This window comes from Aquamicrobium soli, assembly GCF_042646345.1.
GTDB classification, from domain to species: domain Bacteria; phylum Pseudomonadota; class Alphaproteobacteria; order Rhizobiales; family Rhizobiaceae; genus Mesorhizobium; species Mesorhizobium soli_A.
Window position 1 is genome coordinate 544,362 of record NZ_JBHRTK010000012.1, and the last position, 25,852, is coordinate 570,213.

The 25,852-nt window shown below is 66.5% G+C and carries 27 protein-coding genes; 8 read left to right on the forward strand and 19 right to left on the reverse strand.

Going from position 1 to position 25,852, the window contains the following annotated elements; genetic code table 11:
* Positions 1–14 precede the first annotated feature (14 nt).
* Positions 15–701, forward strand: coding sequence for a GntR family transcriptional regulator (locus ACFOHJ_RS12425; protein WP_378220831.1), 687 nt, complete (start codon positions 15–17; stop codon positions 699–701).
* A gap of 165 nt (positions 702–866) precedes the next feature.
* On the opposite strand, the gene ACFOHJ_RS12430 is transcribed toward ACFOHJ_RS12425, so the two are convergent.
* Positions 867–2,360 (reverse strand): CoA-acylating methylmalonate-semialdehyde dehydrogenase, encoded by a 1,494-nt coding sequence (locus ACFOHJ_RS12430; protein WP_378220833.1) that lies wholly within the window; start codon positions 2,358–2,360, stop codon positions 867–869.
* A 196-nt stretch (positions 2,361–2,556) separates the two neighbouring features.
* Between ACFOHJ_RS12430 and ACFOHJ_RS12435 the strand changes: the two genes are divergently transcribed.
* Complete coding sequence (locus ACFOHJ_RS12435) at positions 2,557–3,438, forward strand: LysR family transcriptional regulator (RefSeq protein ID WP_378220835.1); 882 nt, start codon at positions 2,557–2,559, stop codon at positions 3,436–3,438.
* 3 nt (positions 3,439–3,441) lie between these two features.
* Here the strand turns inward: ACFOHJ_RS12435 and ACFOHJ_RS12440 are convergent, their stop codons facing one another.
* From ACFOHJ_RS12440 to ACFOHJ_RS12485, 10 genes are all read right to left on the reverse strand, one after another.
* A complete protein-coding gene (locus tag ACFOHJ_RS12440; protein WP_378220837.1) occupies positions 3,442–4,698 on the reverse strand; it encodes a D-amino acid dehydrogenase in 1,257 nt (418 codons plus the stop codon).
* Positions 4,699–4,939: 241 nt separating this feature from the next.
* Positions 4,940–5,353, reverse strand: coding sequence for a nucleoside diphosphate kinase regulator (rnk, locus tag ACFOHJ_RS12445; protein WP_378220839.1), 414 nt, complete (start codon positions 5,351–5,353; stop codon positions 4,940–4,942).
* 308 nt (positions 5,354–5,661) lie between these two features.
* Positions 5,662–6,795, reverse strand: coding sequence for an alanine racemase (alr, locus tag ACFOHJ_RS12450; RefSeq protein ID WP_378220841.1), 1,134 nt, complete (start codon positions 6,793–6,795; stop codon positions 5,662–5,664).
* 182 nt (positions 6,796–6,977) lie between these two features.
* Positions 6,978–7,499 (reverse strand): RNA pyrophosphohydrolase, encoded by a 522-nt coding sequence (locus ACFOHJ_RS12455; RefSeq protein ID WP_378220842.1) that lies wholly within the window; start codon positions 7,497–7,499, stop codon positions 6,978–6,980.
* Between the two features lie 3 nt (positions 7,500–7,502).
* The gene (locus ACFOHJ_RS12460; RefSeq protein WP_378220844.1) at positions 7,503–8,666 is read right to left on the reverse strand and encodes a divergent polysaccharide deacetylase family protein; all 1,164 of its coding nucleotides are present in this window, start codon (positions 8,664–8,666) and stop codon (positions 7,503–7,505) included.
* Between the two features lie 147 nt (positions 8,667–8,813).
* The gene (locus tag ACFOHJ_RS12465; protein WP_378220845.1) at positions 8,814–10,139 is read right to left on the reverse strand and encodes a S41 family peptidase; all 1,326 of its coding nucleotides are present in this window, start codon (positions 10,137–10,139) and stop codon (positions 8,814–8,816) included.
* A gap of 1 nt (position 10,140) precedes the next feature.
* Positions 10,141–11,451, reverse strand: coding sequence for a murein hydrolase activator EnvC family protein (locus ACFOHJ_RS12470; protein ID WP_378220847.1), 1,311 nt, complete (start codon positions 11,449–11,451; stop codon positions 10,141–10,143).
* 111 nt (positions 11,452–11,562) lie between these two features.
* Positions 11,563–12,045 (reverse strand): 23S rRNA (pseudouridine(1915)-N(3))-methyltransferase RlmH, encoded by a 483-nt coding sequence (gene rlmH / locus ACFOHJ_RS12475; RefSeq protein ID WP_378220849.1) that lies wholly within the window; start codon positions 12,043–12,045, stop codon positions 11,563–11,565.
* A gap of 22 nt (positions 12,046–12,067) precedes the next feature.
* A complete protein-coding gene (gene rsfS, locus ACFOHJ_RS12480) occupies positions 12,068–12,445 on the reverse strand; it encodes a ribosome silencing factor (RefSeq protein WP_378221558.1) in 378 nt (125 codons plus the stop codon).
* A gap of 141 nt (positions 12,446–12,586) precedes the next feature.
* Complete coding sequence (locus ACFOHJ_RS12485; protein WP_378220851.1) at positions 12,587–13,870, reverse strand: MFS transporter; 1,284 nt, start codon at positions 13,868–13,870, stop codon at positions 12,587–12,589.
* Between the two features lie 292 nt (positions 13,871–14,162).
* Here ACFOHJ_RS12485 and ispG point away from each other — a divergent pair, with 292 nt between their 5' ends.
* Positions 14,163–15,416 (forward strand): flavodoxin-dependent (E)-4-hydroxy-3-methylbut-2-enyl-diphosphate synthase, encoded by a 1,254-nt coding sequence (gene ispG / locus ACFOHJ_RS12490; protein WP_378220853.1) that lies wholly within the window; start codon positions 14,163–14,165, stop codon positions 15,414–15,416.
* A 3-nt stretch (positions 15,417–15,419) separates the two neighbouring features.
* Positions 15,420–16,271: a transglycosylase SLT domain-containing protein gene (locus ACFOHJ_RS12495; RefSeq protein ID WP_378220854.1), complete on the forward strand. Its 852-nt coding sequence runs from the start codon at positions 15,420–15,422 to the stop codon at positions 16,269–16,271.
* 15 nt (positions 16,272–16,286) lie between these two features.
* Here the strand turns inward: ACFOHJ_RS12495 and ACFOHJ_RS12500 are convergent, their stop codons facing one another.
* Positions 16,287–18,641: a response regulator gene (locus ACFOHJ_RS12500; RefSeq protein ID WP_378220856.1), complete on the reverse strand. Its 2,355-nt coding sequence runs from the start codon at positions 18,639–18,641 to the stop codon at positions 16,287–16,289.
* 72 nt (positions 18,642–18,713) lie between these two features.
* Positions 18,714–19,631 (reverse strand): polyprenyl synthetase family protein, encoded by a 918-nt coding sequence (locus ACFOHJ_RS12505; protein ID WP_378220858.1) that lies wholly within the window; start codon positions 19,629–19,631, stop codon positions 18,714–18,716.
* Between the two features lie 127 nt (positions 19,632–19,758).
* Here ACFOHJ_RS12505 and ACFOHJ_RS12510 point away from each other — a divergent pair, with 127 nt between their 5' ends.
* Together ACFOHJ_RS12510 and rpmF are read left to right on the forward strand one after the other, a co-directional pair.
* A complete protein-coding gene (locus tag ACFOHJ_RS12510; RefSeq protein WP_378221560.1) occupies positions 19,759–20,469 on the forward strand; it encodes a biosynthetic peptidoglycan transglycosylase in 711 nt (236 codons plus the stop codon).
* Between the two features lie 163 nt (positions 20,470–20,632).
* Positions 20,633–20,815, forward strand: coding sequence for a 50S ribosomal protein L32 (gene rpmF, locus ACFOHJ_RS12515; protein ID WP_378220860.1), 183 nt, complete (start codon positions 20,633–20,635; stop codon positions 20,813–20,815).
* A 67-nt stretch (positions 20,816–20,882) separates the two neighbouring features.
* On the opposite strand, the gene ACFOHJ_RS12520 is transcribed toward rpmF, so the two are convergent.
* From ACFOHJ_RS12520 to ACFOHJ_RS12535, 4 genes are all read right to left on the reverse strand, one after another.
* Entirely contained in the window at positions 20,883–21,314 is a 432-nt protein-coding gene (locus ACFOHJ_RS12520) for a GlcG/HbpS family heme-binding protein (protein WP_378220861.1), read from the reverse strand.
* Positions 21,315–21,359: 45 nt separating this feature from the next.
* Positions 21,360–21,623: an ArsR/SmtB family transcription factor gene (locus ACFOHJ_RS12525; RefSeq protein WP_378220863.1), complete on the reverse strand. Its 264-nt coding sequence runs from the start codon at positions 21,621–21,623 to the stop codon at positions 21,360–21,362.
* 32 nt (positions 21,624–21,655) lie between these two features.
* Entirely contained in the window at positions 21,656–22,903 is a 1,248-nt protein-coding gene (locus ACFOHJ_RS12530) for an MFS transporter (protein ID WP_378220865.1), read from the reverse strand.
* Positions 22,904–22,976: 73 nt separating this feature from the next.
* Positions 22,977–23,171, reverse strand: a complete 195-nt coding sequence (locus ACFOHJ_RS12535) for a DUF1192 domain-containing protein (RefSeq protein ID WP_378220867.1) — start codon at positions 23,169–23,171, stop codon at positions 22,977–22,979.
* Between the two features lie 149 nt (positions 23,172–23,320).
* On the opposite strand from ACFOHJ_RS12535, the gene ACFOHJ_RS12540 reads away from it, so the two are divergent.
* Positions 23,321–24,301, forward strand: a complete 981-nt coding sequence (locus tag ACFOHJ_RS12540) for an NAD(P)H-quinone oxidoreductase (protein WP_378221562.1) — start codon at positions 23,321–23,323, stop codon at positions 24,299–24,301.
* Between the two features lie 174 nt (positions 24,302–24,475).
* The gene (locus ACFOHJ_RS12545; protein WP_378220869.1) at positions 24,476–24,616 is read left to right on the forward strand and encodes a DUF1127 domain-containing protein; all 141 of its coding nucleotides are present in this window, start codon (positions 24,476–24,478) and stop codon (positions 24,614–24,616) included.
* A gap of 162 nt (positions 24,617–24,778) precedes the next feature.
* Here the strand turns inward: ACFOHJ_RS12545 and ACFOHJ_RS12550 are convergent, their stop codons facing one another.
* Positions 24,779–25,459, reverse strand: coding sequence for a queuosine precursor transporter (locus tag ACFOHJ_RS12550; protein WP_378220871.1), 681 nt, complete (start codon positions 25,457–25,459; stop codon positions 24,779–24,781).
* A gap of 81 nt (positions 25,460–25,540) precedes the next feature.
* Positions 25,541–25,837 carry a 50S ribosomal protein L28 gene (gene rpmB, locus ACFOHJ_RS12555; RefSeq protein WP_378220872.1) on the reverse strand — a complete coding sequence of 99 codons (297 nt, stop codon included), beginning with the start codon at positions 25,835–25,837 and terminating at the stop codon, positions 25,541–25,543.
* Between the last annotated feature and the right edge of the window lie 15 nt (positions 25,838–25,852).

Sequence of the window (25,852 nt, forward strand, 5' to 3'; positions counted from 1 at the left end):
AATCCGTTTATGATATGCGGGAAATATATCAGGAGCGAAATGTGACAGTTACCGAGCAGAATTCACCTTTTGAGCCAGCGGCGGCAAGGGCCTATCACGGGCTCGAACGGATGATCGTCATGCTGGAACTGGCGCCCGGAAGCTTCGTTACGGAGGGCGCGCTGATCGAGAGACTGGGGCTTGGCCGCACGCCGGTGCGCGAGGCGATCCAGCGGCTGGCGTGGGAGGGGCTACTCGACATCAGGCCACGCGCCGGCATCGCGATCGCGCCGCTGCACGCCGGCGACTGGGTAAGGGTGCTCGATGCCCGGCGGGGCGTCGAAATCCTCCTGGCGCGCTCGGCTGCCCGCTATGTCACGCGCGCCGCCGCCGACCGTTTCCACGATGCGGCCCTTGCCATGCAGAACGCCGCCCTGTCGGGCAGCGTGCAGGCCTTCCTCGAAGCCGACAAGGCGTTCGACGAGGCGCTGGCCTTCGCGGCCGACAATGTCTTCGCGGCCCGTCTCGCCGCGCCGCTGCAGACCCACAGCCGCCGCTTCTGGTTCCGCTACAAGGCCGAAACCGGGCTCGCCGAGGCGGCCGAGCACCATGTCGGCCTGATCCGCTCCATCCTCGGCGGAGACGAGAACCTGGCGGCGCAGGACGCCGAGCGGCTGATGACGCTGCTTATCGCCCACGCCGAGGCCGCTGCCCGCCGCTGAGAACCAAACGCCAACGAAAAAGGGCGCGGCAATCGCCGCGCCCTTTCACTTTGACTTGGTCCCGGTTCAGGCGCTCGGGAAAGCGAACTCCGCGCCTTCCTTCACGCCCAGCCCGCGCGCCCGCAGCCGAAGGCGAGGACGCGCAAACAGGAAACGCCCTCCGGTTCAGGCGCTCGGGAAAGCGAACTCGGCGCCTTCCTTCACGCCCGACGGCCAGCGCTGGGTGACCGTCTTGGTCTTGGTGTAGAAGCGCACCGAATCCGGGCCGTACTGGTTGAGGTCGCCGAAGCCGGAACGCTTCCAGCCGCCGAAGGTGTAGTAGGAGACCGGCACCGGGATCGGCACGTTGACGCCGACCATGCCGACCTGCACGCGGGAAGCGAATTCGCGCGCCGCGTCGCCGTCGCGGGTGAAGATGGCGACGCCGTTGCCGTATTCATGCTCGGACGGCAGGCGCACTGCTTCGTCGAAATCGTGCGCGCGCACCACCGACAGCACCGGCCCGAAGATCTCTTCCTTATAGATGCGCATGTCCGGCGTGACGTCGTCGAACAGGCAGCCGCCCATGTAGAAGCCGTTCTCGTAGCCCTGCATCTTGAAGCCGCGGCCGTCGACGACCAGCTTGGCGCCTTCCTTGATGCCGAGGTCGACATAGCCCTTGACGCGCTCCTGCGCTTCCTTGGTCACCAGCGGGCCGAAGTCGGCGCTCGGATCGGTCGAGGGACCGATCTTCAGGCTTTCGACGCGCGGAATGAGTTTTTCGACCAGCTTGTCGGCCGTGGCCTTGCCGACCGGCACGGCGACCGAAACCGCCATGCAGCGCTCGCCGGCCGCACCGTAGCCGGCGCCGATCAGTGCATCGACCGCCTGGTCCATGTCGGCGTCGGGCATGATGATCATGTGGTTCTTGGCGCCGCCGAAGCACTGCACGCGCTTGCCGTTGGCGCAGCCGCGGGCATAGATGTATTCGGCGATCGAGGACGAGCCGACGAAGCCGACCGCCGAGATGTCGCGATGGTCGAGGATGGCGTCGACGACCTCCTTGCCGCCGTTGACGACGTTGAGGATACCGTCCGGCAGGCCGGCCTCGGTCATCAGTTCGGCGAGCTTCATCGGCACGCCCGGATCACGCTCCGACGGCTTCAGGATGAAGGCGTTGCCGCAGGCGATGGCCGGCGCGAACTTCCACATCGGGATCATGGCCGGGAAGTTGAACGGGGTGATGCCGGCGACGACGCCGAGCGGCTGGCGCACCGAGTAGAGGTCGATGCCGGGGCCGGCGCCTTCGGTGTACTCGCCCTTCATCAGGTGCGGGATGCCGAGCGCGAATTCGACCACTTCGACGCCGCGCTGGATGTCACCCTTGGCATCGGGGAGGGTCTTGCCATGCTCGCGGGCGAGCAGTTCGGCCAGCGCGTCGTTGTCGCGCGCCACCAGTTCCAGGAACTTCATGAACACGCGCGCGCGGCGTTGCGGGTTGGTCGCCGCCCAGGCCGGCTGCGCCGCCTTGGCGTTGGCGACGGCGGCATCGAGCTCCGCCTTCGAGGCAAGCGCCACCTTGGCACGCACCGTGCCGTCCATCGGCTGGAACACGTCCTGCTCGTGGCCGGAATTGCCCTTGACGTTCTTGCCGCCGATATAATGCCCGTACTGGATCATGTTCGCGCTCCCTGATGATCTGAATGGATGGGCCATTGTCCGTCTTTACCGGATCGATGGCAACGCCAGCCGAAACGCAACCGTTGTGCAAAATTTGATATACGGCCGGATCACGAATATGATTTGGCGCAAATTTCGAGATACCGGGTTTCGCTGAAATGACCGAGCTCTACGTGGCTCCCATCCGGCCGGTTCCATGAACTGGGATGACGTACGCATCTTCCTGGCGGTGGCCCGCGCCGGGCAGTTCCTCGGCGCGGCCAAGCGGCTGGAACTGAACCACGCCACCGTTTCGCGCCGCATCGCGGCGCTGGAAGAGGCGCTGCGGGCAAAGCTTTTTCGCCGGCTTACCACCGGCAGCGAACTGACGCCGGCCGGCGAGCGCTTCCTCGAGATCGCCGAGCGCATGGAAGCCGACATGATCGCGGCGCGCTCGACGCTGGCCGGCGAGGGCGACGACATTTCCGGCACCGTGCGCATCGGCGCGCCGGACGGTTTCGGCGTCGCCTTCCTGGCGAGGCATCTCGGCGAGCTGACCGCCACCTACCGCGAACTCACCATCCAGCTCGTCCCGGTGCCGCGTTCCTTTTCGCTGTCGCGCCGCGAGGCCGACATCGTCATTACCGTCGAGCGGCCGTCGGAGGGGCGTCTGGTGGCCGGAAAGCTGGTCGACTACACGCTCGGCCTGTTCGCCTCGCGCGCCTATGCGCAGGCGCACGGCCTGCCGAGGACTGTTGCGGACCTCTCAAACCACACGCTGATCGGCTATGTGCCCGACCTCATCGTCAGCCCGTCGCTGGACTACGACGCCGAGTTCAGCCCGGACTGGCGAAGCACCTTCGCCATTTCCTCGGCGCTTGGCCAGGCCGAGGCCGTGCGCGCCGGCGCCGGCATCGGCATCCTGCACACCTTCATCGCGCGCACGATGCCGGAACTGCTGCCCGTGGATATCGTCAGGCCGATCCGGCGCGCCTACTGGCTGGTCTACCACGAGACGGTGCGGCCGCTGCGCCGCGTCCAACTCGTCGCCGGCTACATCACCCGGGCGGTCGAACGCGAGCGCGCGCTTTTCCTGTAAGGGTCAGGAGGCGTAGCGGCTTGGCCCGAGCTTGCTGGCGTCGATCTCCGGCTTGCGGCCAGAGACGATGTCGGAAAGCACCCGTGCCGAGCCGCAGGCCATGGTCCAGCCCAGCGTGCCGTGGCCGGTGTTGAGGAAAAGGTTCGGGTATTTCGACGCGCCGATGATCGGCGGGCCGTCCGGCGTCATCGGGCGCAGGCCGGTCCAGAACGTCGCTGCTGAGAGGTCGCCGCCGCCGGGGAACAGGTCGCCGACCGAATGTTCCAGCGTCTTGCGCCGGCCTTCGTGCAGCGACAGGTCGTAGCCGGCTATTTCCGCCGTGCCGCCGACGCGGATGCGGTCGCCGAGGCGGGTGATGGCGATCTTGTAGGTCTCGTCCATCACGGTCGATTCCGGCGCCCGCCTGGCATCGGTGATCGGCACGGTGATCGAGTAGCCCTTGATCGGGTAGACCGGGATCGGCTGCCCCAGCTTGCGCATCCAGACCGGGGAATAGCTGCCCATCGCCATCACATAGGCGTCCGCCGTCTTTTCCCCCGCGCTGGTGGAAACGCCGCTGATGCGGCCCTTGTCGGTGCGGATGCCGTTAATCGTCACCCCGAACTCGAACCTGACGCCGGCCGCCGTGGCGATCTCGCTCAGCCGCGTGGTGAACATCTGGCAGTCGCCGGTCTCGTCGCCGGGCAGTTGCAGGCCGCCGATGAACTTTTCGCGGACGTTCGCCAGCGCCGGCTCGGCGGCTATGCAGCCGTTCTGGTCGAGGATGTTGAACGGCACGCCGTATTGCTTGAGCACCTCGATGTCGCCGGCGATGCCGTCGAGCTGGTACTGCTTGCGGAACAGTTGCAGCGTGCCCTTGGCGCGGTCGTCATAGGCGATGTTGGTGGAAGCGCGCAGCGCCTTCAGCACGTCGCGGCTGTATTCGGCGATCGGCACCATGCGCGCCTTGTTCACCGCATAGCGCTCGGCCGTGCAGTTGCGCAGCATCTTGGTGAGCCAGCTCCACATATGCGGGTCGAGACCCGGGCGGATCACCAGCGGCCCGTATTTCATCAGCAGCCACTTGACCGCCTTCACCGGCACGCCGGGTCCCGCCCAGGGCGAGGAGTAGCCCGGCGAGACCTCGCCGGCATTGGCGAAACTCGTTTCCAGCGCCGGGCCCTGTTGCCGGTCGATCACGGTCACTTCATGACCGGCTTCGGTCAGATAATAAGCCGTGGTGACCCCAACTACGCCGCCGCCCAGCACCAGTATCTTCATTCTTTTTGCTCTCTCCTTGACGAGCCCGGTCAAGCTGCCGATGGGCCGGGATCGTCGTCATCGTTGCGTGAGTGTCGTATGTTCACCCCTTGCCCCTGCGGCGCGGGATCTGAGGTCACGCTATGGACGAGCCGAAGGGCGGGCTTGCCCGCGCCGGCTCCAGTCCGAGCGGATCGTTCGGTGGCCGCCTCCGCGCCCTTTCCGGGTGCGGGACGCGCAACGTCCTTGTCCTTGTCGTCCATCATGACGACAGCCCGTCGGCGGGAGGCTCGACCGAGGCGATCTCCAGCACCCGTTCCTTGCCGTCGCGCGCGCTCCACACCACCTTCTGGCCCGAGGAGAGGCCGATCAGCGCCGTGCCGAGCGGGGTCAGGATGGAAATCTTGTTCAGCGCGATATCGGCTTCGCCCGGATAGACCAGCGTGATGCGCTTGGCTCCCTCGCTGCCGCTGCGAAACGTCACCGTCGAGCCCATGCGCACCACGTCCTGCGGCAGCGGGTCGGTGATGGTGGCGCGGTCCATTTCCGCCAGCAGATCCTCCGCCATGTCCGGAATCCGGTCGAGCGCCGACTGCGCAAGACCGGTCAGCCGGCCATGGTCGACGGCGGCCACATGGATCGCGAGCTGGTCGCGAGGCTTGGTTGCTTCCTGCATTGTTACAATCCTCTTCGAGACCGGCGAAACGCGATGTACGCGACATACCGGCGCCCGGGTTCGAGGACCCGGGACTTATATTGGGAACAAACGAACGCACCACCGGCGGTGGGGACGTTCGAGCGATTGAAATTTTGTGAAAAGGGGCCCCGCACTGCCCGTCCGCAATGCGCGGTCGAGCCGGGGCTACGCTCCCGCGATCGGGCACACCCGGAAAAATACCTGGCACGGAAGGACGTTGCTCATGCATGGAACGTGGGTGACCAGACGTTGCTTGTCAAGCGGGATGGATTGCAGGGAGCCAGGATTCAACCGCCAATATATTGGCGGTGAAAGCGGTGGCCGAGACTGGTGAGGATCTCATAGCCGATGGTTTCCGTCAGGCCGGCGACCTGGTCGAGCGTCTGCGCCGGGCCGATCATCTGCACGAAATCGCCGACTTTCAGCCGGCCGGCGGGTAGGGCGGAAATGTCGAGAATGATCGAATCCATCGATACACGGCCGATGAAGGGCAGGCTGACGCCCTCGAAATGGGCGGCCGCCATGGCGCGGCGGCGCCAACCGTCGGCATAGCCGAGCGAAATGGTGGCGGTCTCGACCGGCCCCTCGGTGACGACGGTGTGGCCGTAGCCGATGCCGGCGCCGGCGGCGAGCGTACGGGTCTGGATCACCTTGGCTTCCAGTCGCACCACCGGCAGCATCGGGTTTTTCGAGCCCGGGGTCGGATTGATGCCGTAAAGGGCAGCGCCCGGCCGGGCGAGGTCGAAATGATAGGCGGGTCCGAGGAAGATGCCCGAAGAATTGGCCAGCGAGGCGGGGGCTGCCGGAAGCATGGCACGCAGGCGCTCGAATTCGGCCAGCTGGGCACGGTTGGCCGGATGCGCCGGTTCGTCCGCGCAGGCGAGATGGCTCATCACCAGCCGGATATCGAGCCCGTCGAAGGCGTCGGCGCTTGCCGCGACGGCTTCCACCTCGGCGGCCGAAAGGCCCAGCCGCGCCATGCCGCTGTCGACCTGGATGGCCGTCGGCAGCTTGCGGCCCGAGCGCCGGGCGGCCTCGCGCCAGGCGTCGAGCTGTTCGCTGCCGTTGATCACCGCCGAAAGGCCCGCCGCGACCGCCTCTTTCTCCGCGCCGGGCGGCAGGCCGTTCAGGATGTAGATCGCCGGCCGGTTGCCGAGCACGGCGCGCAGGCGCACGCCTTCCTCGACATGGGCGACGAAGAACGTGTCGCATCCTTCCTTGCGCAGGGCCGTCGCGATCTCCGTCGCGCCGAGCCCGTAGCCGTCGGCCTTGACGACGCCGGCGCAGGCGCCGCTGCCGAGCCTTGCCTTGAGCCGCCGGTAATTCTCGCGCACGGCGTCGAGATCGATGGTCAGCACGGCCCCGGCGGCCGCAAGGCTGGTCTGGGTTTCCACAGGAGGTTTCACCAAAATCTGGTTCATGCCCGAACTCGATTTCCTGCCGATTATGGCGGCCAAAACGACACAACCATGTTTCTAACATGAGTGTGACGCATGATCCTTGCTAATGCGGCGGATTGTTCGTGGATTCTTCCGCTTTGCCGTTGCCGGGTGGCGGCAATTGCATGGAAGCACCGTTATCGGGCGTGGCGCCGGGTTTCAGGTCACGGCGCGAGATGCCGGAACATGGCGACTACCTGGTCGTAGACGAGGCGCTTGAACGGCACGATCAAGCCCGGCAATTCCGCCATCGGCCGCCAGTCCCATTGGTCGAACTCGGCATTCTCGCCGGCCGGCGGCGGATTGATACGGATTTCGCTTTCGTCGCCGTGAAAGCGGAAGGCGAACCATTTCTGGGTCTGGCCGCGGTATTTTCCCTTCAGCGCGATGCCGACCAGTTCGCGCGGCAGGTCGTAGTCGATCCAGTGCGGCGCTTCCTCGATCAGCGCCAGGCTTTCCATGCCCGTTTCCTCGAACACCTCGCGCTGCGCCGCCTCGAGCGGCTCCTCCCCCTTGTCGATGCCGCCCTGCGGCATCTGCCAGAGCTTGGCCGTGCCCGAATATTCGCTGTCGGCCTCGGCGATGCGATGGCCGACCCAGACCAGCCCCTCGGCGTTGAGGACCATCACGCCGACGCAGGGGCGATAGGGCAGGCTTTCCGGATCGACCGTCCTGTTCTTGCCCATCGTTCAACCTTTCTCCGGATCGCTGGCCACGGCCGAGATCGGCACGATCTCGATGCCGCGCTTCTTTGCCTCGGCCACCCAGGCGGTGACGGCATCGACGGTGACGTCGAAGGCCGAGCCGACGCCGATGGCAAAACCCTTGGCGCGCGCGGTAGCCTCGAGCTGGTCGAGTTTCTTCAGGATGGCGCCGCGGTCCTGCTCGCCGTCGATCGCGGTATCGGCCACCGCCAGCGGCACCCGGTCCTGCGCGGCGAGTTCGGGCGCGACGCTGCGCGCCGAGGAGCCGTCGTCGAGATAGCCGATGCCGCGCTTGCCGAGTTCGGCCATGAACGGTTCCATCGCCGCCCTGTCGGCGGAAAACCGCGCTCCCATGTAGTTCATGACCGCGGTGTAGTTGGTGGTGCGCGACAGCACCCAGCGCAGGTTCTTCAGGTTCTCCTCAGCGCCGGCCTCCACCGTCAGCGTGCTGCGGCCAGGGTTGACGTTCGGGTAGTCGAACGGCTCCATCGGCACCTGCATGACGATCTCGTGGCCCTTGTTGCGCGCCTGCTGCATCCAGCGGCCGATCGAATTGCCTTGCGAGGCGAATGCCAGCGTGACCTCGGCCGGCAGCCTGGCGATGGCCGCCTGCGTTCCCGTCTGCGATACGGCGAGCCCGCCGATGACGATCGCCACGCGCGCGCCCCGCGCCCCCGACCACGGACGAGCGTAGACGTCGAACGGCCGGCGGCCGTCCGCCGCACGGATCGGCAGCGGCCCGGTGGGGCTGTCCTCGACCAGCGCCCGGTCCGGAAGATGGGCGACCCGCAAATCCTGGCCCAGCGCCGAGGGATCGCGGATGACGATCGCGCCGCCTGTCGAGGGGGCGTCCGCTTCCTTGGGCACCTTGATGATCTTGGCGCCGCCGCTCTGTTCCGTGGGAGCCGGCTCGGCCTTTGGCGTCGCCGCCAGCGGCGTCGCGCCGGCGACGACCTCGGGCGTGGAAACGGCTTCGGCCGCCGGGTTGCGGAACGGCTTTTCCCGCAGCGCGATCGCGGCGGAGACGCCGACCATTGCCAGCACGGCGAGCCCGGCGATGACCTGGCCCTTGCCGATCCGGCCCTTTTCTGCGGCTCGCGGCGCCAGCGCCTGCCCGAGCGGCCGTTCGATCTCCTTGAGTTCAGCCAAGCGGCACCCCTTGGTGCCTACGCGCCCGAGATTTCATGCGCGAACCCAAAAGCCATTCCCCCGAATCAAACTGCCGGAACCTGACGGTCCCGGCAGCATCGCATTGCTTCGGCCATGCGGCCAGACAAGTTTGGTCGCAGAGCGGGCCTACTGGTTGTTCATGACCGCCTTGTCCGGGTTCGGCGGGAAGGACGGATCGGTCTTTTCGCCGCGCAGCAGCTGCTCTGCATAGATCAGCTGCAGGTCGTCCTTCGGATCCGGCGGCACATAGGCGGCCGAGCCCGAGCCCTTGTCGCTCTCGTCGGCGCCCTTGATGTGGCCCTTGAGGTCGGACTCGCCGCGGGTCAGGTCGCGCCCCTGCAGTTCGGGCGGCAGCGGCTGGTCGACGACGATGTCCGGCGTGATGCCCTTGCCCTGGATCGATTTGCCGGACGGCGTGTAGTAGAGCGCCGTCGTGAGCCGCAGCGCCCCGTTCTCGCCGAGCGGGATGATGGTCTGCACCGAGCCCTTGCCGAAGGACTGCGTGCCGACCACGGTCGCCCGCTTCAGGTCCTGCAAGGCGCCGGCGACGATCTCGGAGGCGCTCGCCGAGCCGCCGTTGACCAGCACGACAAGCGGCTTTCCGTCGGTGTCGTCGCCCGGCCGGGCGTCGAAGCGGGTGACGTCCTTCGGATCGCGGCCGCGCGTCGAGACGATCTCGCCACGGTCGAGGAAGGTGTCGGAAACGCTCACCGCCTGGTCGAGCAGGCCGCCCGGATTGAGCCTCAGGTCGAGCACATAGCCCTTCAGCTTGTCCTTCGGCACCTGCTTCTTGATCGAGGTGATGGCGTTCTGCAGGTCGTCATAGGTCTTTTCGGTGAAGGAGGTGATCTTCATGTAGCCGATGTCGTTCTCGACCCGGTACTTGACCGCCTTGACCTTGATGATGTCGCGCACCACCGTGATCTCGATCGGCTTGTCGGCCCCTTCGCGCAGGATGGTGAGCTTGATCGGCGTCGCCACCTTGCCGCGCATCTTGTCGACGGCGTCGTTGAGCGTCATGCCGCGCACTTCCTGGCCGTCGATCTTGGCGATGAAGTCACCGGCCAGAACGCCCGCCTTGGCGGCCGGCGTATCGTCGATCGGCGTGATCACCTTGACCAGGTCGTTCTCCATCGTGACCTCGATGCCGAGGCCGCCGAACTCGCCCTTGGTCTGCACGCGCATGTCCTGGGCGGCTTCCGCGTTCATGTAGGAGGAGTGCGGGTCGAGCGAGGTCAGCATGCCGTTGATGGCGTTCTCGATCAGCGACTTGTCGTCGGGCGGCGTCACATATTGCGCGCGGACCCGCTCGAAGATGTCGCCGAAGATGGCAAGCTGCTTGTAGGTCTCGGAACCGGCTGCGTTGGCCGTCGAGCCGGGCGCGCCGTAGACGAGGCTCATGGCCGATGCGCCCATCAAGGCGCCGGCAAGCAAGAGCGACAGTTTCCGCATATTACGTCCTTCCAGAGAAGCGGTCCGCCCACCACGGGGCCGGATCGACGGGTTTTCCATCCTTGCGAAACTCTACATAGAGTTCCGGCACATTGTTTTCATCGACTGACGCCGAGGCGCTTGCCACCCTGGCCTCTCCCATTGCGCCAATCGGCTCGCCTGCAAGCACGGATTGGCCGGAGGCGACGTTCAGCCCGGTCATTCCCGCCAACACGACATGATAGCCGTCGCCGGCATCCAGGATCAAGAGTTGGCCGTAGGAGCGGAATGGCCCCGCATATAGCACTTTTCCATCCGCCGGCGCCGTTACGATGGAGCCCGATTGTGTCGCAACCATGTCACCCATCAGGGTGGAACCATTGCCGTCGCCGCTGCCGAAGCGCCGCTTGACCTTGCCGATCACCGGCAGCGCGATCTGCCCTTTAAGGGCGGAAAACGGCGTCGCGGCGGCAAGCTGGTTTGCCTCGGGCACCGGCAGCGCGGCCAGTTCGGCCTCGTTCGCCTGCGCCTTGCCGGCCTCGCGCTTTTCATCGGCGTCCTTTTCGAGCGAGGCGATCAGGTCCTTGAGGCTCTTTGCCTTCGCGGCGAGCGCCTGCGCGTTTTCCTTTTCCTGCGTCAGCGCCTGCTCGGTATCGGCCTGCAGTTTCCGCTTGGCCTGGAGCAGCAAGGTCAGGCGCTGCTTTTCCGCCACCTGGTCGGCGACTTTTTCCTTCAGGCGCCCCCGCTCGGCTTCGATCGACGTGGTGATGCGCGACAGTTCCTTCAGGTTGGCGGCCAGGATATCCGTCTCGGCCCGCATTTCGGGAACGACCGCGCCGAGCAGGATGGCGCTGCGCACCGAAGACAGGGCGTCCTCGGGCTTGACCAGGATCGCCGGCGGCGGGTTGAGGCCCATGCGCTGCAATGCGCCCAGGACCTCGGCCAGGACGTCGCGGTGCTTGGCGAGCGAGGCGCGCACCGTCGCCTCCTGTCCCTTCAGGCCTTCCAGCCTGGCGCCGATATCCTCGATGTCCTGGCCAAGCTTCTGCTCGGTCTTGGCCGACTGGATGAGGGCGGCGGTGATGGAGGCGTGGTCCTTCTTGACGGTGGCGATGTCGGCGGCAAGCTTGGCCAGCCGCTCCTGCGACAAGGTGAATTCACGCGTGACGCTTTCGTATTCGGCGCGGCTGCGGTCCGGGTCGGGCGCCGAATCAGGCGCAGTCTGCGCCGCCGCCGCATCCGCCAGCAGCGCCCAGGCCAAAAGCGCGGCCACCGCCGCCGCGACAACGCGGCTGCGCCAGCAGGCAGCGAGGGGTTTCCTGTCTTCGGACATGCGAGCCGGACTGTAGGGGCTGCTTCGTTAACGAACCATCAACCATGTTCGCCATGCGATCTGGCAGATCGTATTTCGCGGCAATGGGGCGAAAATCCGTCCGGCCGCGGATCAGGACCGATGATAGGGGTGCCCGGCCAGGATCGTCGTCACCCGGTAGAGCTGTTCGGCCAGCATCACCCGCACCAGCTGGTGCGGCCAGGTCAGGGCGCCGAAGCTCAGCACCAGTTCGGCCTGGTCGCGAAAGGAGGCGTCATGGCCGTCGGCGCCGCCGATCGCCACGATCGCCGCCTTGCGGCCGCTGTCGCGCAGGAGCCCGATGCGCCCGGCGAGGTCTTCCGAAGACAGGTTCTTGCCACGCTGGTCGAGCAGCACCAGCGCGGTTCCGGGCTGGATCTGCGCCTGCAGGCGCTGGCCTTCCTCGCGCCGTCGCTCGGGCGCGGTCTGGGCCCGGCTTTCGGCGATCTCGGTCACGCCGGAAAATTCTAGCCCGACCGCCGGCCCGCTCTTTTCAAGCCGGTCGAAATAGCGCCCGGCCAACTCTCTCTCGGGGCCGGCCTTCAGCCGTCCCACGGCATGTATGATCAGTTTCATCCGGCCTTGAGGCGCTGCCGAACTAGTGCAGCGTCTCCTCCTCGAGGTCGGGCGTCTGCCACATCTTTTCCAGGTTGTAGAAGTCGCGGACTTCCGGCCTGAAAATATGGACGATGACGTCACCCGAATCGATGAGCACCCAGTCGGCGCTGGCCAGCCCTTCGACGCGCGCGGACCCCAGCCCGGCGTCCTTGAGCGCCTTCAGGAGGTGATCGGCGACGGCAGCGACATGGCGATGCGAGCGGCCCGACGCGATGACCATGTAGTCACCGAGGCTCGATTTTCCCTGAATGTCGATGGAGATGACGTTTTCGGCCTTGGAATCGTCCAGACTGGCAAGGACCGTGTCGATGGCGCGGGAAGCGGCGTGATTTACGCTGATCCCGGCCGGCGAAGGCAGGATATCGGCCTTCTTCCGAAGTGCTGTTCTCAGTGTCTTTCCTTTCGCAGCAAGAACAACCAAATCACCATGAGATGCGGTGACGCTTCTTAGATAGGCAGAGTCGCATTGCAGTTTCAAGACAGACGCTGCCGCCGTTCGTCAGGGCGAAGCGGGCTCTTCCGGCGGAAAGGCGAGGTCCACCGGCAGCGGCGCCTGCGCCGTCATCGGCGAAAACTGTCCGGTTTCGGCCGCCGGCACGGCGTCGACCCGGACCAGCCGGTGCACGACGAACAGGCCATAGAGCGCGGCGATGACGATCAGGACGTAGATGAAGGCCTGCGTGCCGAAAATCATGGTCAGGCCGGTAACGAGCCCGGGCACCACGAAACCGGCGATCGCCCAGGCGAAAAGCAGCGAACTCGACAGCGCCACCATGTCCTCCTTGCCGGCCCTGTCGTTGGCGTGCGCGCTGGCCAGCGAGTAGATCGATTCCGCCGCGCCGTCCCAGACGAGATAGACGACGATGAGCAGCAAAAGCGAGCGGCCGTCGAAACCGATAGCCATCATTCCCGCCACGGCCGCCAGCGCCGCCGCCGCCGCCAGCACGTAGCGGCGGTCGATGCGGTCCGATATCCAGCCGAACGGCAGTTGCAGGATGAGGGTGCCGATGGGCATGGCCGCCAGAAGCATCGCCACCTCGTCCTGGCTGTAGCCCTTGGCGGTGGCGTGGATGGGCGCAAAGCCCGAGATGCACATGGAAAGGCCGCCGACGGCAAGCATACCGGCCACCCCGACCGGCGATATGCGCCAGGCCTGGCGCAGCGCGATGGAGGCGGCAAGCGGCGGCGCCGGTTGCGCCAGCCGCGTCAGCCCGACAGGCAGGATTGACAGGGCGGTGAAGGCGATGCCGATCAGCGGCGCCTGCGCTTCATGGATGTCGACCAGCGCCAGCAGGGAATAACCGACGCCGAGCCCTGCTATGTAGGAAACCGAGAAGGCCGCCATCACCCGCCCGCGCACCGCGTTGGGCGCCACGTCGTTCAGCCAGCTCTGTGCCACGATGAACAGGCCGCAGATCGAAAATCCGTAGAGGGCGCGCGCGGCGATCCACAGCACCGGATAGGTGCCGATGCCGACCGAGGCATTGGACAGGGCGATCAATGCCGACAGCACCATGAAAACGCGGGCATGGCCGACACGGCGCACCAGCGGGCCGGTCAGGATGCAGCCGGCCAGTCCGCCGGCGCTGAGGCCGGTGACGATCAGCCCGGCCCAAACCGGATCGTACCCCTCGACACCCAGCCGGACCGGTATGTAGGCGAACATAAGCCCGTTGCCGACGGCGATCAGGGCCATCGACACGATGATGCTGGCAATGGCGATCGTCAGCCGCCCGCCCGGCGCCGTGGCCACGTCGTTGTCGCTGGATGGTGTCGCCTTCATGGGCGCCAACTTGCCCGTACCGGGTCGCCGGGACCGCCGCAAAAACGACATCGGCCGTCAACGGCTCCGACAGCAGGGCGAGCCGCCGGCGATTTGCCGCGCGGTGGAGGGCAGGCGATGTCCGTCATTGACAAGTAAGCCGCCGTCCTCCACCTCATGGCGGGACGTGCAGCGTCGTGAAAGCCATGTTCACACTCTGCAGACGCGCCCGTGCGACAATCGTAATGCTATCGGCGCCCCTTGCCTCTCGCGGTAACGTGCGCGCCAGCCAACAACAGATGAGGCGGCCGGCATGACCGGATATTTTTCCTCCCCCTTCCCGCGCCGCGGCAGCGTCGGCGTCGATGTCGGCGGCGTGATGGTTGGCGGCGGCGCGCCCATCGTGGTGCAGTCGATGACCAATACCGACACCGCCGACGTGGATTCCACGGTGCGGCAGGTGGCGGCGCTGCACCGCTCCGGCTCCGAGATCGTGCGCATCACCGTCGACCGCGACGAGAGCGCCGCCGCCGTGCCGAAAATCCGCGAGCGGCTGGAACGGCTCGGCATCCATGTGCCGCTGGTCGGCGATTTCCACTACATCGGCCACAAGCTTCTCGCCGACCATCCGGCCTGCGCCGAGGCGCTGGCGAAATACCGCATCAATCCCGGCAATGTCGGCTTCAAGGACAAGCGCGACCGCCAGTTCGCCGAGATCGTCGAGATGGCTATCCGCCACGGCAAGCCGGTGCGCATCGGCGTCAACTGGGGCTCGCTCGACCAGGAACTGCTGACCCGGCTGATGGACGAGAACCAGGCAAAGGGTTTTCCGATGACCGCACTGGAGGTGACGCGCGAGGCCATCGTGCAATCGGCGATCCTGTCGGCACAGATGGCCGAAGAGATCGGCCTTGGGCGGGATAAAATAATCCTGTCGGCCAAGGTCAGCGGCGTGCAGGACCTGATCGCCGTCTATACCGAGCTGGCGACACGCTGCGATCACGCGCTGCATCTCGGCCTGACCGAGGCGGGCATGGGCTCGAAGGGCATCGTCGCCTCGTCCGCCGCCATGGGCATCCTTCTGCAGCAGGGCATCGGCGACACCATCCGCATCTCGCTGACGCCCGAGCCGAATGGCGACCGCACCCGCGAGGTGCAGGTGGCGCAGGAACTGTTGCAGACCATGGGCTTTCGCCAGTTCGTGCCGATCGTCGCCGCCTGTCCGGGCTGCGGGCGCACCACCTCCACTGTGTTCCAGGAACTGGCGCAGTCGATCCAGGAGGACATCCGCAGGAACATGCCGGTGTGGCGCGAGAAATATCCCGGCGTCGAGAACCTCAAGGTCGCGGTGATGGGCTGCATCGTCAACGGCCCAGGCGAATCCAAGCATGCCGACATCGGCATTTCGCTGCCCGGCACCGGCGAGACGCCGACCGCGCCGGTTTTCATCGACGGCAAGAAGGCGGCGACGCTGCGCGGCCCCGAGATCGCCACGGACTTCGAGAAGATGGTCGCCGCCTATATCGAACAGCGCTTCGGACAGGGCGGCAAGGCCGCCGCCGAATAAGCCGTGCGGTTGGCGCTTGCGGCCCCGCTGCTCGCCCTCGGCTTGCTGTGGGCGGGTTCGGCAGCGGCCGGCCCTTCATTGTCGGAACGGCAGAAGCTGGTCGGGCGGGTCTGCGACCTCGTCGAGGCGCAGGCGCGCCAGAATGGCCTGCCCGCCGCCTTCTTCGCCCGGCTGATCTGGAAGGAAAGCCGCTTCGATCCCAATGCCGTCAGCCCGGTCGGCGCCGAAGGCATCGCCCAGTTCATGCCCGGCACGGCAAAGATGCGCGGCCTCGCCAATTCCTTCGACATCGAGCAGGCGATCTCGGCTTCCGCTCGCTATCTCGGCGAGTTGAAGGCCGGTTTCGGCAATCTCGGCCTTGCCGCCGCCGCCTACAATGCCGGCGAGAGCCGCGTGTCGCGCTGGCTGTCGAGCGGCGGCTTCCTGCCGCTCGAAACCGAGGAATATGTGCTCGACGTGATGGGCGAGCCGGTCGACAACTTCACCGACCGGGCGCATGCCGGCACCATTCGGCCGCTCGACGCGGAAAAGACGTTTTCGGTCGCCTGCCGCAACCTGCGCACGATCATGTCGCAGACGATCGCGATGGCCACGATCCATGTGAAGCCGTGGGGCGTGCAGGTGGCCGGCAATTTCCGCCGCGCCGCGGCCATCCGGCAATGGCAGCGGGTGCAGGGGCGGTTCCACGCGCTGCTTGCCGCCTATGAGCCGGTGGTGAGCCGCGTGCGCACGCCGATGGGCCGGCGCGGGGTCTATGCGGTGCGCATCGGCGTCGACGACCGCGCCGGGGCCGACGCCATCTGCCGGAAGCTGCGCAGCGTCGGCGGCGCCTGCATCGTCATGCGCAACCGCTGAGCCAAGGCTCGCGCGTCAGGCGCTGCGGGCGATCGCCGTTTCGCTGAGCCAGGTGCCGATCTTGTTGCCCAGCCGGTCGGGCGACACGGGCTTCGGCAGGTAGTCGTCCATGCCGGCCTCGATGCACTTGTCGCGGTCGCCCTTCAAGGCATGCGCGGTCACGCCGATGATCGGCGTGTGCGCCGCGCCCCGCGCGGCCTCGTCGGCACGGATGGCGCGGGTAGCCTCGAAACCGTTCATCTCGGGCATGGAAACGTCCATCAGGATCAGCCGCGGCTTCAGCGTGCGGTACATCTCCACCACCGTGCGGCCGTTGCCGGCAATGCGGTAGCTGAGCCCGAGGCCGCTCAGGATCTGCCCGAAGACGAGCTGGTTGATCTCGTTGTCCTCGGCGATGAGGATATCGACCGGCATCGGGTTGCCCGCCATGTCCGGGGCGATCGCCGGCTTGGCCGGCGTGGCGCGGATCACCGTGAAGGCCGGTGCCGGGGCGGAAACGGTTTTCGCCGGCCGGCTGACGGGAACCGGTTCGCGCTCGAAGCGCGCCTTGCCGGCCTGGGCGCGCGCCTTCTGGATGGAAGAGATGACGGTGCCGAGCAGCACGGCCGAGCGCGCCGGCTTGGTCAGGTGCGCGGCGATGCCGAAGTCGAGCACCAGCTTGCCGAAATCGACCTGGTCGACGGAGGTAAGCAGGACGACCGGAATGGCCGACAGGCGGCTGTCGGCCGAGATCGCCTTGGCGACATCGGCGCCGCTCATGCCGGGCATCTGGTAGTCGAGGATGACGCAATCGACCGAGGCGCCGAGTTCGGCGGCCCGGTTGAGGAAGGCCAGGCCCACGGCTCCGCTTTCGGCGGCGGCGCAGTCGAAGCCCCAGCTGCGCAGCTGTTCGAGCAGGATTTCGCGGTTGACCGGGTTGTCGTCGATCACCAGCACGCGGGCGCCGGTGACGTCCATCGGCACGCCGTCGTCCTCCACATGCGCATGGTGGACGGGCAGGTCGATGCCGAACCAGAAGGCCGAGCCGCGGCCGATCTCGCTTTCGATCCCGATCTTGCCGCCCATCAGGTCGACCAGCCGGGCGCTGATGGCGAGGCCGAGGCCGGTGCCCTCGTGGCGGCGGGTCGAGGAACCGTCGACCTGCGCGAACTTTTCGAACACGTTCTGCAACTTCTCGGCCGGAATGCCGATGCCCGTGTCCTCGATCTTCACCTTCATCCGCACGATGCCGTCGACGATTTCGCCGCTGACATCGACCAGGACGTGGCCCTTCTCGGTGAATTTCACCGCATTGCCGAGCAGGTTGGTGATGATCTGGCGGAAGCGGCCGGCATCGCCGACGACGAAGGCCGGCAGGGTCGGGTCGACGCGCACGATAAGCTCGAGGTTCTTTTCGGCGACGCGCGCCGAAATCAGCGTCGCGACGTCCTCGACCGCCTCGGTGAGCCGGAACGGCGCCGGGTCGAGCGTCAACTGGCCCGCGTTGATCTTCGAGAAGTCGAGGATATCGTTGATGATGGTGAGAAGGGCGTTGCCGGATTTGACGATGACGTCGGTGAACGTTTTCTGGCGCGCCGACAGTTCGGTCTTGGCCAGCAGCTCGGCCATGCCGAGCACGCCGTTCATCGGGGTGCGGATCTCGTGGCTCATATTGGCCAGGAATTCGGACTTGGCGCGGTCGGCGGCTTCCGCCTTGGTCAGGGATTCCGCGGACTGGGCGAAGGCGCGGCGGATCGCGGTCTCCATCGGCCGGAATATCCACAGGGCGACGATGGCCAGCGCGAACGCCAGCCCGAGCGACCCCATCGCCAGCAGGCGGTCGCTGTGGGCGTCGGCCAGCCGGCGCTCGCTGTCGATCGCGCCGCGCGCCCGGTTGAGCATCGGCTGGGCGAACAGGCTGTTGCGGCTGCTGATATCGCCGGCATGCATGTCGCCGATGCCCTTGGCCGCCGCCATCGTCTCGAGGTTGCGCACGATGTCGCGCACCGACCACAACAGATAGCCGTTGACCGACGCCAGGTTCAGTTCGTCGAGCGTGCTCTTGATCAGCTTGGGCCGGATCGCGGCCAGCTCATTCTTCAGCACTTCGATGTCGTCGAGCAGGCGCGCGGCGTGGTTGCTGGCCGTCTTGGCCAGTTCGTCGCGCTTGTCGGGGCGCCACGCGCCGTCGGTCGAAATGGCGAAGTTGGAGGCGTCGTTGAGATCGCCGGCGAACTTCATCATGTGGGCGCCGAGAAGGTCGACCTCGTGGCGATAGGAACTGGCCCGGTTGAGCAGGGCAATGCCGATGGCCACCGACAGCGTCAGGACAAGCAGGCCTGAAAGATAGCGAATCCGGATCGACCGGATAAACGACGAGTATTCCGGCATGCATTGTCCCCCATCCAACCCCTTGGACGGCCGGGATTACGCTCCATTACCGTTAAGATTCCGTTCCGGCCCTCAGTGGCGGCGGTTGGCGACGAAGGAGGCGGCGGCGGCAAGCAACGCGGCGCGCGCGCCATAGGGTTCAAGCAGCGCCTGCGCCTGGCCGACGAGGCCATGAAGCTGCCGGCGTGCCCATTGCGGGCCGTGCAGTTCGACCAGCGTCGCCTTGCCGGCGGCAGCGTCCTTGCCGGTGCGCTTGCCCATCTGGCCGGAATCGGCGGTGAGGTCGAGCAGGTCGTCGGCAAGCTGGAAGGCAAGGCCGATGGCCGAGCCGAACTCGGCCAGCCGCTCGCGGTCCTGCGGCGGGGCGCCGGCCACGATCGCTCCGGCCTCGCAGGCGAAGCGGATCAGGGCGCCGGTCTTCATCGCCTGCAGCCGCACGATGCCCGCTTCGTCCGGCGGGTTGCGTTCCGCGTCGAGGTCGAGCATCTGGCCGCCGGCCATGCCGCCCACCCCCGCCGCGCGGGAAAGCGCCTGGACCAGCGCCAGCCTGCGCTCGGGCGCCAGCGCGGTCGCGTCGCTGGCGAGGATGTCGAAGGCGAGCGTCAAGAGCGCGTCGCCGGCGAGGATGGCGGTCGCCTCGTCGAACGCCTTGTGCACGGTGGGCTGGCCCCGGCGCAGGTCGTCGTCGTCCATCGCCGGCAGGTCGTCATGGATGAGCGAGTAGCAGTGCACGCATTCGAGCGCGGCCGCCACGCGCGCCGCCGCTTCGCCGTCGGCCGAGAACAGCGCGGCGCTTTCCATCACCAGGAAGGGGCGCAGCCGCTTGCCGCCGTTCAGCACGCCGTGATGCATGGCCGCGACCAGCCGTGCCGGCCGGCCGATCTCGCCGGAAAGGGCGCGCTCGTCGAGCAGAAGCCGCAATTGCGCCTCGACGGCCACCGCCCGTGCGGCGAGCGCCGTCTCCAGCGCGATTTGATCGTTGATGCCCATGGCGGGGACCGGTAGCCGACACAAGGGCGTTGCGCAAGCAGCCAAGCCCCTTTATGCCGGTTCGAGGTACCAAAGGCGGGGCGGCGTGTCGGAACCGATCATTGATCCCGAAACCGAAAGGCTCGGAATGGCGGCGCGGGCGAGGCGCTGGAACCGCACCGGCGTGAAGGGTTGGCTGAGGCGCGGCATTGTCGCCGTCGTCGTACTCGCGTTCGTTCCGGTCGTGCTCACGCTCGTCTACGCGCTGCCTTTCGTCCACCCGGTCTCCACGCTGATGCTGCGCGACCTGGCGACGTTTTCCGGCTACGATCGCCGCTGGGTTTCCATCGAGGACGTGGCTCCGGTGATGGCGTATTCCGTCATCATGTCGGAAGACGGGCAATTCTGTTTCCACCATGGCGTCGACCTTGCGGAACTGAAGGGCGTCGTCGATGACGCCCTGCAGGGCGAGGCGACGCGCGGCGCCTCCACCGTCACCATGCAGACGGTGAAGAACCTGTTCCTGTGGTCGCGCCCGCTCGCCACCGTGCGCAAGGTGGTCGAACTGCCGCTCGCCGTCTATTTCGACGCCATCCTGTCCAAGCGGCGCATCATGGAAATCTACCTCAACATCGCCGAGTGGGGGCCGGGCATCTACGGCGTCGAGGCCGCCGCGCAGGCCAATTTCGGCGTTTCGGCCAGCCAGTTGACGCGCCGGCAGGCGGCGCTGTTGACGGTGGCGCTGCCCAATCCGATGACGCGTAGCCCGGCGCGGCCGGGCAGGGGCCTGAAACGGCTGGCGAATCTGATCGAAAGACGGGCGGCGCGATCGGGGGCTTATGTCGGCTGCCTGAACTGAAGCCGGCGCACTGGGCGCGGTGGTTTAAAAAAAAGCCGCGGCGACGCTGGTCAAAACGGCAAAGGCCGTGTATAGGCAGCCAACTTTCTCAGATTCCGGCCCCGGCATGAGGCCCTTTCACGAGGGCATGCGGGGCTTTTGGAACAAGTTCTGGAGCAGTTCCATGGCCGTACCGAAGCGAAAAACCTCCCCCTCCAAGCGTGGCATGCGCCGTTCGGCCGACGCGCTGAAGACCCCGACCTATGTCGAGGACAAGAATTCCGGCGAAATGCGCCGCCCGCACCACATCGACCTGAAGACCGGCATGTATCGCGGCCGCCAGGTGCTGGAGCCCAAGGAAAGCTGATCCGGCTTTTCGGCTCGCATGCCTTCAAAGACCGGCCAATGGCCGGTCTTTTGCTTTTGGTCGAGGCTCAGCCAGCGTCGGGCGTGAAGCCTGCGGCCTCGATGCCGGCGATCGCGGCGGCCTCGTCATTGTCCGACGTATCGCCCGAAATGCCGACGGCGCCGACGACAGCGCCGGCGCTGTCGCGGACCAGGACGCCGCCCGGAACCGGCACCACGCGTCCTTCCGAGACGCCCGACAGGCCCTGCATGAAATGCGGGCGCTCGATCGCCATGTTCGCCACCGCGCGCGAGCCGACGCCGGTCGCCAGTGCGCCGAAGGCCTTGCCGCTGCCGATCTGGTAGCGCAGGAACGAGGCGCCGTCCTGCCGCTCGAAGGCCACCAGATGGCCGCCGGCATCGAGCACTGTGACGCCAAGCGGCTTCAGTTTCAGGTCGGCAGCCTTGGCGAGGGCTGCGTCGATGATCTTCCGGGCACTATCGAGGGACAAGGCAGTCATGAAGGTTCCTTACAGGGAGATTGGACGAGGGGTTTGAAGGAGGGGTCACCCCTCCCAGAACTGGTCTAGCCACAGGTTGAGCTTGAGGAAACCGGCATTGACGAGGGTGTAGACGCGGCGGGTTCCTTCGGCCCTGACGCTGACCAGCCCGGCATCGAGCAGCACTTTCAGGTGTTGCGACACTGCCGGCCTCGATACGGGCAGCCCGGCGGCGAGTTCATTGACCGTCTTGGGACCGCGCCTTAGTTCCTCCAGAAGGTACCGCCTGTTGGGATCAGCGATCGCCGCAAACGCATCTAACAGCATCATGTGCCTAGTTTTGCGACAAAGGCATCCAAATCTCAACCGCCGGTTTCATCTTTTCCGCGGGGATCGAGCCGGATCGACTCCGGCGTGATCGAACGCTCCACCGGGAGCGTCTTGAAGGCGTCGCGATCCTCGATCGGCACCGGTGCGCGGCGGCCGATGCGCAGCATCGTGTAGCCGGCCAGGCAAAGATGGGCGAGCGCGGTCGCCAGGAACAGGCTTTCGGGGCGCATCCAGTCCATCAGCCAGGCCGCCAGCAGCGGGCCGATCATGGTGCCGAAGCCGTAGAGCAGCAGCAGCCCGCTCGAAACCTTGACGAAGTCCGCGGCATCGGCGTGGTCGTTGGCGTGGGCGACGGCGATCGAATAGAGCGTGTAGGCAAAGGCGCCGTAGGCGGCGGTCAGGATGATGACGAACGTGCCGCTGCGCGGCTGGAACAGAAACAGCGCGAGGGCGAAAAGCACGGCTCCGCCGGCGGCACCGGCGAGCACATAGCGGCGGTCGGTCTTGTCCGAAATGCGCCCGGCCGGCATCTGCATGGCCGCGCCCGCGATGACGACCAGCGACATCATCAGCGCGATCTGCGGCGTCGAGATGCCGATGCGCGCGCCATAGACCGCGCCCAGCGTTCCCCAGGCGCCGTTGGCGATGCCGATCAGCAGGCAGGCGACGGCGGCCACGGGCGAGTTGGCGTAAAGGCCCCTGACGTCGAGCGAGACGCTTTGCAGCGGCTTCGGATGCGAGGCGCTCGACACGGCGGTCGGGATCAGCGACAGGCAGAAGAAGATGCCGGTGATCATGAACAGCGAGGCCGAGCGCACGTCGCCGGCGGCGACGATCATCTGGCCGGCCATGATCGAGGCATAGGTCACCATCATGTACATGCCGAAAACCGTGCCGCGGTTTTCATTGGTCGCCTTTTCGTTGAGCCAGCTTTCGATGACCATGAAGGCGCCGGCCATGACGAAGCCGGTGCAGGCGCGCAGCAGGATCCACACCGCCTCGTCGATGACCAGGCCGGTCAGCAGCGCCACGATGGCCCCCGAGGCGGCAAAGGTGCCGAAGGCGCGCACATGGCCGGCGCGACGCACGATGCGCGGCGCGATGAAGCAGCCGGTGACGAAGCCGGCGGCCCAGGCCGTGCCCATCAGGCCGAGCGCGGTGGTGGAGAAGCCTTCCGCCTGCCCGCGCAGGGGCAGAAGCAGGCCGTGCAGGCCCGACGCGGCCAGCAGGAACGCGGTGCCGCGCAGGAGGGAAAGGATCGGCCTGTAGGTTGCGAGCATCAAGCTGTCCGTCTTTGTCTTTCAGGGAAGAACGTCGTTGGTGGATCGGGCGCGAGGAGGACGTCGCGCCGGGTCAGCCGCGCCGGAACAGCGCCTCGGCCGCCGACATCGTCGCCCCCTTGGCGTGAAGCTCGGCCTCCAGCCGGGTGATTTCGGCCCGCAGCAACTCTATCCGCGCGGCCAGTTCGTCCTGCGACAGAAGCGACAGGTCCTGTCCGATTTCGTGGGGTTTCGGCTTTTTTACGGGCTCGTCGTCGAAGATCGCCATGATCATTCCTCATTGCCGGGTTCGAACAGTTTGCCTGATTTGCCAATCAGCATACATAGGGCCACGTCGGGGATCAAAGAGCACGCCTTTGCGCGTGGCGACAAGGAATGGAACGGACCATGGCGAACGGTGAAAGACTTCCGGAGAAGATGAACGTGGTGGCGATCTCGGCGCCGGGCGGCCCCATGGTGCTGAAGCCCGAACGCCGCGCGGTACCGCAGCCCGGCCCCGGCGAAATCCTCATCCGGGTCCATGCCGCCGGCGTCAACCGGCCCGACGTTATGCAACGCAAGGGTGCCTATCCGCCGCCCAAGGGCGCGTCCGACCTGCCCGGCCTCGAAGTCGCCGGCGAGGTAGCAGCACTCGGCGAAGGGGCGGCGCGCTGGACCGTGGGCGACCGCGTCTGCGCGCTCACGCCCGGCGGCGGCTATGCCGAATATGTCAGCGTCCACGCCTCGAACGCGCTGCCGCTGCCGGCCGGCTTCACTTATACGGAGGCGGCGGCGCTGCCGGAGACCTATTTCACCGTCTGGCACAACGTGTTCGAGCGCGGCGCGCTGGCGAGCGGCGAAGTGCTCCTGGTGCATGGCGGCACGTCCGGCATCGGCACCACCGCCATCCAGCTTGCCTCGGCGCGCGGCGCCACCGTCATCGCGACCGCCGGGTCGGCCGAAAAGTGCGAGGCCTGCCTGAAGCTGGGCGCGACCCGCGCGGTCAACTACCGGGAGGAGGATTTCGTCGCCGTGGTCAAGGAAGCGACCGACGGCAAGGGCGCCAACGTCATCCTCGACATGGTCGGCGGCAGCTATGTCGACCGCAACCTCAGCGCCGCGGCTGTCGAAGGCCGCATCGTCCAGATCGCGACGCAGGGCGGGGCCGTCGCCAGCGCCGACGTCTCCCGGATCATGGTAAAGCGGCTGACCTATACCGGCTCGACGCTGCGCCCGCGCACCGCCGAGTTCAAGGGCGCGCTCGCCGCTGCGCTGGAAAGCCAGGTGTGGCCGCTGCTGGCGAGCCGGCGCGTGGCCCCGGTCATGGACATGATCTTCCCGCTCAACGACGCCTGGCGCGCGCATGAGCGCATGGAGGAAGGCACGCATATCGGCAAGATCGTGCTCGACGTGGGCTGAAAGCCGCCGGCTGCGGGTTCCATCCGCGGAGGAAGGCCGAATCCGGCCTTAACCTGTCGTTAATGCTGCATTGCAGCATCTGCATTGCCGCCATGCAAAACCATCCATTTATTTCGGGGCACGAAAGAATTATCTGAGCGTCAACAGATCGAACAAACCCCGATGGAGGAAGTCATGAACCCGATCCGCTCTTTCCGCAACTGGCGCCTGTACAACGAAACCGTCCGCGAGCTGAACCGCCTCAACACCCGCCAGCTCGACGACCTCGGCATCAACCGCGCCGATATCGAGAAGGTCGCCCGCGCCTCGATCTGATGCCGCGTCCCGATCCGGTAGCCGGTTTGGCCTGCGCCTATCGCACGTCCAAACCAGAGCCGAACAGCGCATTCTTGCCTAGCCCGGCTCCGAACCCGCCAGACACTGTCCGGCGGGTTTGTTTTTATCTGCTGGCAGGAGAAACGGGCCGAGCCCTTGCGCTCACGCCGTGACGGTCGAGCGGGTCCAGCGCGCCACGATCAGCCGGTAGGGAATGAGTGCGAAGATCGCGATCAGGAGCTTCAGCGACAGATCGCCGAGCGCCCATGAGAACCAGCGCATGGACTCGATGGGGAAGATGCCGAGCAGCGGTGCCGATTCCAGCGCGAAGGCGTCGTTAGGCCCGGCGAAGGCAAACCCGCCCGAGAAAGCGATGGTGAAGAACACCATCGTATCGAAGACCGATCCGGTCAGTGTGCCGAAGATCGGCGCCCGCCACCAGCTCTGGCGGCGCAAGCGGTTGAACACGGTAACGTCGAGCAACTGCGCGGTCAGAAACGCGGTTCCGGAAGCGGCGGCGATGCGCACCAGCCGGTCTGCCGCCGTCTCGAACTCGATCAGGTGATAGCGGAAAAGCAGCGGCGGAATGACGATGGAACAGACCACCGCCGTCATGAAGCCGACGAAAACCACCTTGCGCGCGATCGCCGGGCCGTAGCGGCGGTTGGCGAGATCGGTGACCAGGAAGGAAAACGGATAGGTAAAGGCACCCCAGGTCAGGATATCTGCCAGCGACAGGCCGGCGATCGACCCCTGCATGGGAAACTGCACGAGCACGTTCGAGGCCACGACGACAAGCGTCATGGCCGCCACGAACGGCAGGTATCGGGAAAGAAAAGACATTTTTTTATCCTGGGTGATGGAACCAGTGAAGTGCGCCGGCCAGGCCGTGCACTCCTTCAGGCGGTCGTCCCCCGCCGGAAATCAGGCGGCAGGCTGCTCGGCCAGCTTCTTGGCGATCTGCTTCTTCAAGAGGCGGGCGCGCTGCGAAAGATCGTTGGCGTCGGCCTTGACGAGGAAGGCGTCGAGGCCGCCGCGATGCTCGACCGAGCGCAGGGCCGCCGCCGAAACGCGCAGGCGCACGTTCTGGTTCAGCGCTTCCGAAATCAGCGTGACGTTGACGAGGTTCGGCAGGAACCGGCGCCGGGACTTGTTGTTGGCGTGGCTCACATTGTTGCCGGTCATGACAGACTTGGCCGTGAGTTCGCAGGTGCGGGACATTGCGTGCTACCTTCA

What these genes read in the sequence shown, in the direction of transcription:
- ACFOHJ_RS12500 (WP_378220856.1), bottom strand. Translation starts at nt 18,641, where the DNA reads ATGCCGGAATACTCGTCGTTTATCCGGTCGATCCGGATTCGCTATCTT.
- ACFOHJ_RS12545 (WP_378220869.1), top strand. Translation starts at nt 24,476, where the DNA reads ATGAACCCGATCCGCTCTTTCCGCAACTGGCGCCTGTACAACGAAACC.
- ACFOHJ_RS12485 (WP_378220851.1), bottom strand. Translation starts at nt 13,870, where the DNA reads ATGAAGGCGACACCATCCAGCGACAACGACGTGGCCACGGCGCCGGGC.
- ACFOHJ_RS12470 (WP_378220847.1), bottom strand. Translation starts at nt 11,451, where the DNA reads ATGTCCGAAGACAGGAAACCCCTCGCTGCCTGCTGGCGCAGCCGCGTT.
- ACFOHJ_RS12465 (WP_378220845.1), bottom strand. Translation starts at nt 10,139, where the DNA reads ATGCGGAAACTGTCGCTCTTGCTTGCCGGCGCCTTGATGGGCGCATCG.
- rpmF (WP_378220860.1), top strand. Translation starts at nt 20,633, where the DNA reads ATGGCCGTACCGAAGCGAAAAACCTCCCCCTCCAAGCGTGGCATGCGC.
- ACFOHJ_RS12520 (WP_378220861.1), bottom strand. Translation starts at nt 21,314, where the DNA reads ATGACTGCCTTGTCCCTCGATAGTGCCCGGAAGATCATCGACGCAGCC.
- ACFOHJ_RS12550 (WP_378220871.1), bottom strand. Translation starts at nt 25,459, where the DNA reads ATGTCTTTTCTTTCCCGATACCTGCCGTTCGTGGCGGCCATGACGCTT.
- rnk (WP_378220839.1), bottom strand. Translation starts at nt 5,353, where the DNA reads ATGCAGGAAGCAACCAAGCCTCGCGACCAGCTCGCGATCCATGTGGCC.
- ACFOHJ_RS12455 (WP_378220842.1), bottom strand. Translation starts at nt 7,499, where the DNA reads ATGGGCAAGAACAGGACGGTCGATCCGGAAAGCCTGCCCTATCGCCCC.
- ACFOHJ_RS12535 (WP_378220867.1), bottom strand. Translation starts at nt 23,171, where the DNA reads ATGGCGATCTTCGACGACGAGCCCGTAAAAAAGCCGAAACCCCACGAA.
- rpmB (WP_378220872.1), bottom strand. Translation starts at nt 25,837, where the DNA reads ATGTCCCGCACCTGCGAACTCACGGCCAAGTCTGTCATGACCGGCAAC.
- rlmH (WP_378220849.1), bottom strand. Translation starts at nt 12,045, where the DNA reads ATGAAACTGATCATACATGCCGTGGGACGGCTGAAGGCCGGCCCCGAG.
- ACFOHJ_RS12425 (WP_378220831.1), top strand. Translation starts at nt 15, where the DNA reads ATGCGGGAAATATATCAGGAGCGAAATGTGACAGTTACCGAGCAGAAT.
- ispG (WP_378220853.1), top strand. Translation starts at nt 14,163, where the DNA reads ATGACCGGATATTTTTCCTCCCCCTTCCCGCGCCGCGGCAGCGTCGGC.
- ACFOHJ_RS12530 (WP_378220865.1), bottom strand. Translation starts at nt 22,903, where the DNA reads ATGCTCGCAACCTACAGGCCGATCCTTTCCCTCCTGCGCGGCACCGCG.
- ACFOHJ_RS12510 (WP_378221560.1), top strand. Translation starts at nt 19,759, where the DNA reads ATGGCGGCGCGGGCGAGGCGCTGGAACCGCACCGGCGTGAAGGGTTGG.
- ACFOHJ_RS12430 (WP_378220833.1), bottom strand. Translation starts at nt 2,360, where the DNA reads ATGATCCAGTACGGGCATTATATCGGCGGCAAGAACGTCAAGGGCAAT.
- alr (WP_378220841.1), bottom strand. Translation starts at nt 6,795, where the DNA reads ATGAACCAGATTTTGGTGAAACCTCCTGTGGAAACCCAGACCAGCCTT.
- ACFOHJ_RS12540 (WP_378221562.1), top strand. Translation starts at nt 23,321, where the DNA reads ATGAACGTGGTGGCGATCTCGGCGCCGGGCGGCCCCATGGTGCTGAAG.
- ACFOHJ_RS12435 (WP_378220835.1), top strand. Translation starts at nt 2,557, where the DNA reads ATGAACTGGGATGACGTACGCATCTTCCTGGCGGTGGCCCGCGCCGGG.
- ACFOHJ_RS12440 (WP_378220837.1), bottom strand. Translation starts at nt 4,698, where the DNA reads ATGAAGATACTGGTGCTGGGCGGCGGCGTAGTTGGGGTCACCACGGCT.
- ACFOHJ_RS12505 (WP_378220858.1), bottom strand. Translation starts at nt 19,631, where the DNA reads ATGGGCATCAACGATCAAATCGCGCTGGAGACGGCGCTCGCCGCACGG.
- ACFOHJ_RS12525 (WP_378220863.1), bottom strand. Translation starts at nt 21,623, where the DNA reads ATGATGCTGTTAGATGCGTTTGCGGCGATCGCTGATCCCAACAGGCGG.